The 11,467-nt window shown below is 45.4% G+C and carries 12 protein-coding genes; all 12 read right to left on the minus strand.

Translation table 11 applies throughout. The features are described from left to right. Nucleotides 1-44: 44 nt before the first annotated feature. The 12 genes from F454_RS0110985 to F454_RS0111045 all read right to left on the minus strand — a co-directional run bounded on the left by F454_RS0110985 (nucleotide 45) and on the right by F454_RS0111045 (nucleotide 11,465). On the minus strand, nucleotides 45-1,796 hold the full coding sequence (locus tag F454_RS0110985; protein WP_018970711.1) for a protein kinase domain-containing protein: 1,752 nt from the start codon (nucleotides 1,794-1,796) through the stop codon (nucleotides 45-47). A 27-nt stretch (nucleotides 1,797-1,823) separates the two neighbouring features. Next, nucleotides 1,824-2,282 carry a hypothetical protein gene (locus tag F454_RS0110990; protein WP_018970712.1) on the minus strand — a complete coding sequence of 153 codons (459 nt, stop codon included), beginning with the start codon at nucleotides 2,280-2,282 and terminating at the stop codon, nucleotides 1,824-1,826. Nucleotides 2,283-2,288: 6 nt separating this feature from the next. Then, on the minus strand, nucleotides 2,289-3,032 hold the full coding sequence (locus tag F454_RS0110995) for a hypothetical protein (protein ID WP_018970713.1): 744 nt from the start codon (nucleotides 3,030-3,032) through the stop codon (nucleotides 2,289-2,291). Then, nucleotides 3,032-3,730 carry a hypothetical protein gene (locus F454_RS0111000; protein ID WP_018970714.1) on the minus strand — a complete coding sequence of 233 codons (699 nt, stop codon included), beginning with the start codon at nucleotides 3,728-3,730 and terminating at the stop codon, nucleotides 3,032-3,034. Before F454_RS0111000 ends, F454_RS0110995 begins: the two co-directional genes overlap by 1 nt. Nucleotides 3,731-3,773: 43 nt before the next feature. Next, complete coding sequence (locus tag F454_RS0111005) at nucleotides 3,774-4,163, minus strand: hypothetical protein (protein ID WP_156817251.1); 390 nt, start codon at nucleotides 4,161-4,163, stop codon at nucleotides 3,774-3,776. A 134-nt stretch (nucleotides 4,164-4,297) separates the two neighbouring features. Next, a complete protein-coding gene (locus F454_RS0111010; RefSeq protein ID WP_018970716.1) occupies nucleotides 4,298-4,699 on the minus strand; it encodes a type II secretion system protein in 402 nt (133 codons plus the stop codon). A gap of 417 nt (nucleotides 4,700-5,116) precedes the next feature. After that, nucleotides 5,117-6,262 (minus strand): type II secretion system F family protein, encoded by a 1,146-nt coding sequence (locus tag F454_RS0111020; RefSeq protein WP_018970718.1) that lies wholly within the window; start codon nucleotides 6,260-6,262, stop codon nucleotides 5,117-5,119. Between the two features lie 29 nt (nucleotides 6,263-6,291). Continuing rightward, nucleotides 6,292-7,989 (minus strand): GspE/PulE family protein, encoded by a 1,698-nt coding sequence (locus F454_RS0111025; RefSeq protein WP_018970719.1) that lies wholly within the window; start codon nucleotides 7,987-7,989, stop codon nucleotides 6,292-6,294. Then, complete coding sequence (locus F454_RS0111030) at nucleotides 7,986-8,483, minus strand: hypothetical protein (protein WP_156817252.1); 498 nt, start codon at nucleotides 8,481-8,483, stop codon at nucleotides 7,986-7,988. The genes F454_RS0111025 and F454_RS0111030 overlap by 4 nt, the downstream gene beginning before the upstream one ends. Before the next feature lie 80 nt (nucleotides 8,484-8,563). Further along, nucleotides 8,564-10,282, minus strand: a complete 1,719-nt coding sequence (locus tag F454_RS0111035; RefSeq protein WP_018970721.1) for a type II secretion system protein GspD — start codon at nucleotides 10,280-10,282, stop codon at nucleotides 8,564-8,566. 98 nt (nucleotides 10,283-10,380) lie between these two features. Further along, on the minus strand, nucleotides 10,381-10,947 hold the full coding sequence (locus F454_RS0111040; protein WP_018970722.1) for a hypothetical protein: 567 nt from the start codon (nucleotides 10,945-10,947) through the stop codon (nucleotides 10,381-10,383). Further along, entirely contained in the window at nucleotides 10,929-11,465 is a 537-nt protein-coding gene (locus F454_RS0111045) for a hypothetical protein (RefSeq protein WP_018970723.1), read from the minus strand. The genes F454_RS0111040 and F454_RS0111045 overlap by 19 nt, the downstream gene beginning before the upstream one ends. Between the last annotated feature and the right edge of the window lie 2 nt (nucleotides 11,466-11,467).

Raw genomic sequence — 11,467 nt, forward strand, 5'->3', positions numbered from 1 at the left:
CTCTATTTCAACTTATGTATTCAAGCTGGCAATATATCACTCTATCATGGACTCTCGTGAGATTGTAGCAGTGAATCTAACCATTCAGGTGAATTGCCGCTCAGGAGATTACTTAAAAAATCTAGTTGGGTGGCAAATAGGAAGTCGTCTGGGCTTCTGTGTGATGAGGCATAGAAAAATAGAGCAAAGCCAAGTAGTTGCAAGATGACTGCTTGCGTTCCTTTTTGTGGTGAGACAATCGCATAAATGATATCAGTGAATACTGGGAGAATGAGCGATGTGAGGACCCAACGTGTGTCGTCAGCCATCATGCGCATGCGGCTGAAGATCATGCCGCAGATCACTAAGCCCAGAGCCGCTGCTGAGAATGTCATTTGCCACATCTCTGGGAATAAGTAGAGGAATGCACCTACGCATATCCCCAAACCAATTAAGGTAATGATTTCGATTGGAGAATCAGGCTTCTCTATCATTTCGACCTTCACCTTTGCGGCTTTGATTGCAGCTTTTTGGGCTCTGATGCGTTGTGAGTTACGGAGTGCAACCTTCTTTTTCTTGGGTGGTCGAGGTGGTTTGACCACGGCTTCTTGAAATTCCTCTTTAAATTCAGGAATTTCTTTAGCTGGAGTCCATTGGCCAATACGCTGCTGGTAGATTTGGTCGTGTTCTTTGATGTAACCATCGGCAATGAGTTCACAGACTTTACTGAAGGGAACTGGTCCCTTTCTGTTGCCGTCGATGGAAAAATACCACATGTTTTGCGGGCGCTGTTGTTCCACTCTATCGGCTAACGGGGTGCTTTCCGCAGCCATTGGGGCCGTGGCGGGTCCGCCCTTCTTGGATCGATTAAACTCAGCCTCTTGTTGCTTGGATAGTTTGATACTTGTTTTTGTATGAGAGGATGCGGCATCAAGTGTCGACTCGGTGAGGTTTTGATCCATGTTAACCTCGGCGTAGTGCTTGAGAGCATCGATGCCTTCGATAGAGAGTAGCTGTCTGAGGGAATCCTGGCACTTGGCGAATCGTTCACTCGGCTCTTGGCTCAGGTGAGTTTCGACCCATTGACAAAGTGCCTCAGGTAACTCTGGTGCTACTTCTTTGAGTGGGATGAAAGCGTTTCTCATGTGAGCGGCCATGATCAATACGGAGGAGTCTCCATCGAAGGGGTATTTGCCTGTTAGCATGTAATAAAATAGGCAGCCTAGGGAGTAGAGATCACTTTGAGCTGATGGAATTTGATTATCCAATACCTCAGGAGCCATGCAATGAATAGAGCCTACCACTGAGTGATTGTTGAGTTCTTGCTCAGAGACGTCTTTATCAGAGTTTTTGAAGGACATCCCGAAATCTAGGACCGTGGCGTGGTAGTTTTCATTGTCCAGTTTTGATAGTAGGATATTGGCAGGCTTGAGATCGCAATGAAGAACGCCGTGGCTATGGGATGACTCCATTGCGCTCAGCAGTTGGGTGCTAATGTAACAAAAACTTTCAAGGCTCAGGGGTTTTGATCCAACTACTTTATCGAGGCTTTCACCTTCGATAAACTCCATAATAATGTCCCCGCCTTTGTCGCTCTCGATCACGTCAAAAACAGAAACAATGCTAGGGTGTTTGAGCCCAGCTAGGATTTTTGCCTCACTCAGGAGCTGATTACTTAATTTATGGCAGGCTCCGTCGTTATTGAGGTCGAGGCGTTTCAGGGCAACATCACGGTCGAGTTTCGTGTCGTGTGCAAGGTAGACTGAGCCGAAACCTCCGGAACCTAGTTTTCTGATGATTTGATGTCGCTCACTCATGATTGTGTTCGTGATTAGCTCGTTGAGTTATTGGTCAATCGGGGGGAGCAATGGGTTGTTACTAAAGTCGAAGGGAAGCTCACCGTTATCCTGTGAGGGAGTTCGAGGCTCTGTGCGAAGCGGCCTGAAGCTTGCACTGTGTGTGTCTAGGCGGAATTGAATCGCATTGACTTCACGATTCAATTCGGACTGTTGTCTCAGCATCATAGATTGCTGTTGCTTGAGTTGGTTTAGTTGCTGGGCGACAGTGTCGTTGGAGTCGGGTGAAGATGGCTTTACGAATGATGGAGCATCCTGAGCGTTCTTGGAATCAGGGGTAAAAGCCAAGGTGTCAGTACCATCAGCCTCCTGAAGTACCGCTACTACAGGAAGAGTACCTTCTTCAGCCTTCTGGATGAGCTGCTCAATCTCCAGGTGGTGTTTGATTCCCACTCCGAGACTAATTCCAGTCAAGCTGGCACAGATACTGGCTAAAAGAACGTTCATGGATGATTACTTTGGAAGAGTTTCGACCAGGGCGTTGAGTTTTTGAATGCTGGATGCGATGGCATCTACCGCCTGGCCCAGCTGCGTGTTTGTTTTGGTGAGTTGCGCGGAGATGCTTTGAGTTTGTTTGTATCCTTCATCAATTCTGTAGCCCGGTTCTGAGACTTGAATGACTTTGTTAGATTCTTCAGGTACTAGAACATAGGGGATCACCTCAAGTGGAAGAGAGTCGTGCTGTGTGGTCTGAACTTCTAGTTGATATGACTGGCTAGAGTGGGCTGGAATATAACGCCAGCCGATCGGAGGGTTCTGCAGCGGTTTAGGTGACCATGGGCTCAATATTTTAATCGTCGTAGGGTCACCAGAGAAGGAAACCTGTTTTTTGATTTTAACTCGAACGACCACGGCATCATCTTGAGGTATCTCAGTGTCAGTAAAATCTGAGCTTTCTTCCTCTAGTTGAGGGGCTTCAGTTGCAGATCCTTCTGGGATCGCGGTATCCTCGACCTCCGTGGTATCAGAAATGCGATCATCATCTGAGGGTTCAGTTGATGTAGGCTGGTCTTCTGATGATAAATTGGGGATTGGAGGGAATGGAGATTCGTTCTCAGTTTGGGAATCAGCCTCTTGCGCTGATTGATCGTCGAGTTCGAGTTCGAGTTCGAGTTCGAGTTCGAGATCCTGTGCAGAAGCATGGAAAGCAAGAAGGAGGCTCACCCCAATGGGTGCGTATGTGTTGAGCGTTTTCATTACTTTGAGACTTTGATGGTGTTCTTACTCTTTCCTTCGAGGAGGCTAGCGTGATTAATCGTTGAATGAGGAAGGGATGGGCTATCGGCACGGAGAGCTTCAATAGGTTGTGAGTCCATGAGTAATTTATCCCAGGCGCGCTGGATGTTCTGGCCATCTGTGTGTAACTTCTTAACTTGAGCGTGGTAGATTTTTAGAGCTCGTAGGATACGGCCAGCCTCATTTGCCTCCGCTGGAGAAAATCGAAGACCTCTTGTTTGGTAGATGACAGGCACTTCTAGAATGACTCGTTCATTGCCTTGGTCGGATTGGACCAGGAGCACGTGCTGAATAGCATCATTGGTTTCTTCGAAGCCGACCAGTCGCTCGGTAGAGCTGTCTGAGGGAACGGGAACAGAGTTTTTTCCGGAACTTGGGTCTACAGGCTGGATGGATGGTAGCTCCGCATCCATTCCTGGGAGAGAGGGGGCATCCACGAGGCTGGAAGCCATACTGCTGGCCTCAGGAGCTTGTGGCGTTGAAGTACCTCCTTCGGTAATCACGCTATCAGATGGAGCAGATGTGGCTGCTTGCACAATTTCAGTGGGCTTGGTCACATAGAGCCAACAGAAAAAGACTGCTGCCAAGGTGCTGAAAATGAGCAGAAACTTATAGGTGAGTGAGACATCTCCTCCGGATGAACTGGATTGAGCATTCATGTACGTTGACTTTGTATTCTGATCTAGTGGAACTCTAGCTTTTTTATTCACCTTTTTCGATCTTCTCAGCAACCGTCACCAAGACTGTGTTTGAGAGTGGAGGAAACTCAGTGATGATGAGTGATGCGTTGCTTAATGCAATTTGCTTCGTTGTTTGGGCAGTGATCATCCGTGCCTGAAGTCCAGGTTGGATCGAGAGGTTGCCGAAGCTATCTAAGTCTGAGACGCCATCATCCCGGTAGATAGTGAAAAGTTGGTATGCGTCATCGATCGCAGAATGGTAAATCTTGAGTTCTTGGTTGTTGCTGAAAACCTTGAATGTAAGGCCTGTTGGAGTGCTCTCAATTGATTCAGTAGGCGTGATTTTCAGCAGACGAACCACCTCAAAATCTCCAATAAAATCAAAGTGCTCCACCACGTCATGGTCAGGCACTACTATGGCTACCGAAGGTTCCTGTGCTCTAGCCAGCTGATTCAAGGTGCACAAAAAAACTGCCACCATGAAATGCAAGAGGCAAAGAACATGGGGGCAGCGTCTAGAGATTTGGATCATTTGTGGGTTTCAGCTCATTTGCCCGCATCCCATTGCCCATCGTCTGTGGAGCCTGATGGGTCAGTGTACCCGGTGATGATCGGGGGACTCACATTGACTGTGATGGCGTAAACGACTCCGTCCAGTCCAGTAACGGTCGGCATCACCCCCCCGAAAGAATCTGGTAGGTATGGAATGATATCGGCGTTTGTAATAGTTCCTACATTAGTGGTTGGATTGTCCGCTAAGAAGAGTCTCTGAGCTTGGTACACACCTTTGAGTGTCTCCCCTGCTTCTATGCCTTCTTGCCAATCTCTATAAGCAGTAACACTTATCAATACTGTGGAAAGCATGACGAGTATGATCGATATAACGACTGTAAGTTCGATTAGCGTAAGTCCATTTTTTGGGAAGGTAGGTTTGTATAGTTTTTTCATTTTCTCGATTCTATGACTTCTTTGAGGGTGCTTTTGAAGTGGATGAATAAATCTGATTCAGTCAGCAAGGATCTATTCTGTATCGTTACTATGATTAATACTAAAATAACTGTTTTCCAGATAACCCTGTACGTGAAGCTGGAGTTCTTTTTGTACAATATACCATTGTACCAGTGAGACCCCTCGACTAGTGAAGTTTTGTATGTAAAGCCTTGAGCATTTAGTAGTCTAATAAAACGTTCAGCGATTGTTTTATTTTTGATTATCACTAAGTATTCATATTGGCCTGATTTTTTATTGAGAACTTTGACGCCTCTTGGGATTTTGTCAGGTACGCGAACGAGCCTTATGTGATGTTCAAATATAAATTGCTCCAAGAGCCAGCGGTCTAATTTTGTTTGATACATCGATCTCGGTTCACATTGCAGAATTCATCATTTCTGGTCCCGCCAGGAAAATAGGCATGAAGACACTCATAAATACCAACGCTACCATGCTGACTGCTCCAAACATAACGAAAAAACTAAGGAGATTAGAGAAATTTTCCATACTCTCCTGACATTCTTCTTCATACATTTCTGTTAGCATGGCCAATTGGTCACCCATTGATGCAGATTTTTCACCAATTGATAGCATGTGTACAATCTGGTCATCAACTGAAGTAAACTTGCTAAAGGCAATAGCTAATGGAACGCCTGAACTTTCATATTGCTCAGCAGCTCTTAAAAGCTCATCATGAAACGGTGTCCCTTTTACTGAGGCTGCCGCAGTTTTGATAGCTTTTGCCATATTGATACCATTACCATGTAGCAGCTTGATTACACCCAAAAAAGTGGCTTGCCTTAGCCCTTGGACAAGTTTTCTTAGAACTCGCCACTTGGACATGGCTAAATTCATCACTAAGTCGCGTAGTTTTTTTGATATTATAAATGCCAACACTATTGAGATGAGTATGGTCAGTGCGAGCGGGTACCACTGGATAGTGAAGTCACTTAGAGTAAAGAAGAATTTCACGGGGCCTTTTGGTTCATAGTTGCCACCTCCAACCATTCCTCTAATCTGAGGGACGATACTGATCTGACAGTAGATGAAAGCCATGATTAATACGGGAAAAACAATACTTGGTATTACAACGATTTTTCTGATTTTCTTGGAAAAAAAAGCTGCGGTTTCGGCTCTAGTTGCAAGGTCCCTAAAGGCGGAATCCAATTCCCCAGAATCCATTCCAGCTTTGATTAGGCCCAATGTCATGTCATCGAAGTGCTTACTTCTTTTGAATGCATCATAAACAGAGATACCACCATGAATATCATCATGGATTTTTAGGAGAGTACCAGCCATGTTTTTGTCTGGTAAACCCTCAGCATAATACTTAAGCGCATCAGCTGTGTTGATCTGAGCTTTCATCATCGAGGCTAAACCTCGGTAAAGTTTGATAGAATCTTTGGTTTTGAAACGCTTCGGTTTATTAGGAAATAGCTGTATTTCCTTATTCATTGCCGTTTTTGGCTTCTCTTCTTTAATCGGGGCGTTCTGTCGATTAGGTGATGGGATTGAGCTCATATATGAGTGAGTATACTTTATCTTGATCCTTAATGGTCATCTGAAGACATATCAATAACCTTGGAGACTGCATCTAGATCAGTCTTTCCAGACTTCAGTAGTTTGAGACCACTACGTCGAAGGTTGGGAAGAATTCCTTCTGCTTCAATTTGTATTTCGAGATCGTATGGAGAAATTTCGCCTTTTGAAAGTTGATCGGAGATTTTAGGAGTTATTGGTATAATTTCTACAATCGCGGTACGACCAGCATATCCTGAACTATTGCATTCTTGGCAGCCGTCTTGGTTTCTTTCATAGATTACCTGAGTAGTCCAGCTATCGTCGAGGTTGTAGGTCTTCCTGTCATACTCTGACACACCTTCAAGTTCAACCTTGCAGTATGGGCAGAGCACTTTGAGTAGGCGTTGGGCACAGGCAGCCTTGAGTGTTTGTGCGATCTTCCAGCGTTCAATGCCAAGCTGCTCGAAGCGCTCAATAATCTGAGATGCGCGGGCCGTGTGTACGGTAGTCAGCACTTTGTGACCAGTAACTGCAGCTTCAATTGCCAGTTCTGCGGATTCGATGTCACGCACCTCACCCATAAGTATAATATCTGGATCTGAGCGCATAAACGAAGAAACCATGGGTTTAAATTCGTCTGCACTTCTAAGGTCACAATGCGTGATGCCAGGCACTTCATCTTCAACAGGGTTTTCTAGTGTGAGAATATTAACTTCAGGACGGTTCAATTCACGAAGCATTGCATTCAAGGTGGTCGATTTACCTGAACCTGTCGGCCCAGACATTACGATAATACCTGCAGGCACCTTCATCACCTTCCGCATGGCAAAGAGGGTTTCGTCATCAAAGGCCAGTGTTCCTTTTCCTAGGGTCACATTCAGGTTGCCTTTGTCAAGTAGACGCATGGTAATGTGGTAGCCACGGTATGTTCTGTGGCGCTCGTATCGAATATCAATAGGGCGATGAAAGTAACTGATGGTGAAACGCCCAGAAATACCAATGGCTGTACTTCTAATTTCGGGCGGTAGGCCCATGAGGTTTAATAGAAATGCATCAATACGATCCTTCAGCTTCATCGGAAGCTCCACTCTAGGAGCAATGTCTCCATTGATACGGAATGCGTAATAGAAACTCTCTTTTTCGACTTTGAAGTGTATATCAGAGGTGCGCTTTTTAACCGCATCAGACATGATCTGTGCAGTAAGCGCTGCCATGGGTTCGTCGTATTCGGTGTTTGTTACATCGAAGTCCTTTTTGAATTCTTCAAAATCTTCTACTTCGATTGATTCCAGTTGTTCCTGATTCGGCCCAGCTGAAGCCGAAGCATTTTCAATGGTACGGCTGATCTCAGACTTGATCGTAACAATACGTACAATTTCATGGCCGGGAAAGCGTGAGGCTAAGTACTCATCAGCTTGAGATTGCCAAGGGTCCACTACGGCAATCAATAAAGTCTGGTGATGTATGCAGAGAGGTGTGAAGTTTCCTCTAGTGAGGGTAGACGGGTCACATTTATCAAGTAATTCAGAGTCACAAAATTCAGCTACTTTTGGGAAAAACGCCAGACCATTCATTTTGGCTAAGCAAGCCATGAAAACTGATTTTGTTACCCTGTTTTGAACTTGATCGTGAGTGATTTCAGCAAAAGCTTGGTCATGCTCACCTAGCGCTTGCATGATTTGTTTACTGATGAGGTCATTGAATTGGAACCCGTCAAAATCAATCATCGTTCAAAGTGCTTTTCATTGAGTTTTTTCCATGCATCGTAACCAATTCGGACACAAGTGATGAATGGGGATATCTTAAGAGTTCCCGAAATATAGGCGTGTGCGGCCTGGGCGAATATTGTCGCAGTCACTGGGTTGATGGACCCAAGACCAATAACGTCTGCATCTTCGTTATAGAGTATAGGACACTTGAATGAGCGAGCTAAGTCATAAATGGGCTCATGTTTTTCATAAAATGCATTAGGGGTCATCATGCTGCCAGCGAATGGGGCAGGAGGCATGACAGGGCTCACTAAGGAGGCTAACATCATGTTCCAGCGTTCAATCGTGAATGGATACTGGCTTTCCTCATTCGAATCTTCAACTGCAAGCCGATGAAGGGGTTCAACGGGGAGGTTTTTGGACCACGCATCCATGCAGTATCGAGTCACCACATCGATGTCGTTGTCACTCGCTATACCTGCTTTTGCAAAAGCAGCAGCACTCTGTTGCATTGAATAGCTGTGCCACTCTGTGATGTGAGGAGACGAATGAGGTGACTCAGTCATTTATGTTCAGATTTGAATAAGCTCGTTTAACGGCGACGTGATCCTGATGGTGACTGCTTGTAGGAATTACCACTTGAAGTGTTGGAGCTGCCATTGAATGGTTTACCAACTTCTTTTTTGATGTTCTTCCATGTGCGACTGAGACCCGGGTCTGCAATGTAGTCATTTTCTTCTCCATCTAGTGCCATTGGCTTTTTAGGAACTTCAAGCTTCGAGTTGACTCGATCGTTAACTCTGTTGTTTGAAGCATGCGATGTCGGGTCATAGCTTGTGGGGGTGACAACAAAGATTAAGCTAGATTTCTCTTTTTGCGTTGAGGAGCTCTTGAAGAAGAAGTTGATCACAGGGATGTCTCCAAGGAGGGGTACCTTATTCTTTATTTCAGTTTCTTGTTCGGAGAAGAAACCACCAACTACCAGTGAGTGACCATCTGGGATACGTGCGATTGTGGTCAGTGAGGACTCTAATACACGAGGGTAGCGGTTAGGAGTTGATCCTGCCTCTGAGGATCCCTCGACGAACTCAGTAATGGAAGCTGCACGTGGACGCATTTTGAGGCGAATTGTTCCGTCTGGGAGAAGTGTCGGTGTGACGGATATTGTGGTTCCGATTTCACGCGTGTTCTCGGGCTCGTTTGAGTCTTCCTCGTCAATCTTATATCTGACTTCCTCCGAAGTAGTTGAAGAGGTGCCAGTCGTAGTGGTTGATGTGATGATTGGTACTCGATCGATGACAGAGATGTTTGCGAGCTCGTTGTCTTCAGTGATGAGGACAGGATTATTTTGAAGGCGAGTGATGCCAGCATCATTCAGTGCTCTAAGGACTCCAGTAATCTGATCTGGGGTGAAAACTAGAGCGCCTGCTGCTTCGATATCTCCAAGATCACCAGCAATGGCTTCAGCGCCCGTGCCGATAGGAAGGCCTAGCATGCTATTCAATCCCGCGGTGAGCCCTGTGCCACCCGTAGCTCCGAGAGCAGATTCCCAGTCTACGCCGATGTTTTGGCCAACTGAATCGATGACTCGGTAGATTTTTACTTCAACAACGATTTGTCCCTTCGCGCGGTCGATACGAGACAAGAGGCTTTGGACTCGCTCAATCTTGTACGGTGTGTCGATGACGATGAGCGTGTTGGTTTTTTCTTCGTAATTGACTACCGCATTAGCACTACATAGCGGACGCACCAGAGATGTGATGTGTTGCTTCATGTTTGCCGAACGAAGATATCGAAGGCTGTATGTCCATTCAGTTGATGGAAGTTGATTTAACTGGTCGCCTGTTAGTGCGTAGATGGTATTCCCGCGCCTGTGCAGGGTTAGGCCGTTATTAAATGCTAGGTCTTCCATCTGCGTGAGAGCATCGCCGTCACGCAGGTAACCATTTACTTTAAATTCTTCTCCAGCAATACGATTGTTGTGGAAATATGACAAATTCGCGCCACGGGCCAAGACCTCAAAAACGGTGTTCAGATCTGCATCATTCAGACGCATGCCATTTTCCATTTCTGTTTGTTGCGGTTGCTCCTCTGCTAAAGGTTCTTCACCAGGGAGGGCTGCATCAGCCACTTCTTCTTCTGGCTCAGTGATGCCAGGAAGTTCTGGAGTCACAGGCTCAGGCTCCGGAGTCGGTCCGCTAGCCGGAAAGTCTGCCACTGGCTGCGGGGCTTCTGGGGGTGTCTGATCTTGGGCTTGCACAGATGCTGCGTAGACAGCAAATGCTGCAAGCGTAGTTGGTAGTAACTTCATACTTCTTAGCTTACTTTTCATGTTCGTAGGATGGGAGGAATGATTGTATCATGCACATAATCCATGGGGTTAGCGCAAGGATATTTTTGAAGGCTGTATTATTTATCTAGATTGATTGTTTTATTTTCACCACTGGGTAGAGCTGGTAAATCGTCGGAGCCAGGGGTGAAGAATGTTCCATTCTGTAGTTTTAGGGTAACTATCGATTTGTCAGAGAGATCGAGAAAGGTGATGCGTGATCTGGATATAGAGTTGACCTTTAGGGGGAATTGTTTGCCTTTAACGGAAACGTTAATTTTATTCCCTCGCTTGTAGGGAGCGCCGTCGACAATGATCATATTCCCTAAAACGGTGATCTTTTTACCAAGTTTGTTGATCTCCTGCTTGATGAGGATTTTTTCTTCCACTTTCGGGGCTGCAGCTTGTTTTTTTACCTGTTTTTTAACTACAACTGCCTTGTGCGGGTCTTGAGGTTGGCCAAACGGGTCGTAGGCTCTGTTGTTGATTGCGAATACCGAAGCCCTCTCATTGATGAAATTATCGATTTGGTTGATTTCGTCTTTTGCTGAAGATAGCTTCGATTTCTCATTTGATGCGAAGACAGAGCTATGAGAGGATAGTAACAGGAATGTTATAATATGTAGAGCTATTGTTCTGTTTCCCATGACGTGTAATTGATTTTAAGTTCGAGTAAGTTGCCTGCTTTTTGTGGTGCGAGTGACATAGTCTGAACCATGAGGTTTGGGAGTGTGCTCTCTGTTTGTAGCATGACATTCTGTAGTTCGGTGTATGTTCCCTCGATTGTGAATGCGCTGCTTGAGGATTTTATATGCGTCAAGCTCCTATTTGGGCTACCTCTCTGAGCGGAAAGGATTTGGAGTGTTTTGGTTGAATCGTTTGTCTCGATGGCCTTTCTTAATGCACTGTTGAGGGAATTGAAGCTCTCACTTGTGGTGATTTTTTCCCATGGCTCAATGAATGGGGCGATCTCTACATGTTGTTTTTTGATAGGGGGGATTCTGTAGTTGATTGCTGTATCGTTTGTGAATGTTGTTTTACTGAGGTTAAAATCACCCAAAATAGAGTTAGAGGTAATTTTAATTACTAGTGATACAACAATAGCGATAAGAAAGGGTAGTAATATCGCGATTGCTGATACAGATTGAATGTAATGTTTTTTCATCG

It is taken from the genome of Rubritalea marina DSM 17716, assembly GCF_000378105.1.
GTDB lineage: Bacteria > Verrucomicrobiota > Verrucomicrobiia > Verrucomicrobiales > Akkermansiaceae > Rubritalea > Rubritalea marina.

What these genes read in the sequence shown, in the direction of transcription:
- F454_RS0111025 (WP_018970719.1), bottom strand. Translation starts at nt 7,989, where the DNA reads ATGATTGATTTTGACGGGTTCCAATTCAATGACCTCATCAGTAAACAA.
- F454_RS0111020 (WP_018970718.1), bottom strand. Translation starts at nt 6,262, where the DNA reads ATGAGCTCAATCCCATCACCTAATCGACAGAACGCCCCGATTAAAGAA.
- F454_RS0111045 (WP_018970723.1), bottom strand. Translation starts at nt 11,465, where the DNA reads ATGAAAAAACATTACATTCAATCTGTATCAGCAATCGCGATATTACTA.
- F454_RS0110990 (WP_018970712.1), bottom strand. Translation starts at nt 2,282, where the DNA reads ATGAACGTTCTTTTAGCCAGTATCTGTGCCAGCTTGACTGGAATTAGT.
- F454_RS0111010 (WP_018970716.1), bottom strand. Translation starts at nt 4,699, where the DNA reads ATGAAAAAACTATACAAACCTACCTTCCCAAAAAATGGACTTACGCTA.
- F454_RS0111030 (WP_156817252.1), bottom strand. Translation starts at nt 8,483, where the DNA reads ATGCAACAGAGTGCTGCTGCTTTTGCAAAAGCAGGTATAGCGAGTGAC.
- F454_RS0111035 (WP_018970721.1), bottom strand. Translation starts at nt 10,282, where the DNA reads ATGAAGTTACTACCAACTACGCTTGCAGCATTTGCTGTCTACGCAGCA.
- F454_RS0111000 (WP_018970714.1), bottom strand. Translation starts at nt 3,730, where the DNA reads ATGAATGCTCAATCCAGTTCATCCGGAGGAGATGTCTCACTCACCTAT.
- F454_RS0110995 (WP_018970713.1), bottom strand. Translation starts at nt 3,032, where the DNA reads ATGAAAACGCTCAACACATACGCACCCATTGGGGTGAGCCTCCTTCTT.
- F454_RS0110985 (WP_018970711.1), bottom strand. Translation starts at nt 1,796, where the DNA reads ATGAGTGAGCGACATCAAATCATCAGAAAACTAGGTTCCGGAGGTTTC.
- F454_RS0111040 (WP_018970722.1), bottom strand. Translation starts at nt 10,947, where the DNA reads ATGGGAAACAGAACAATAGCTCTACATATTATAACATTCCTGTTACTA.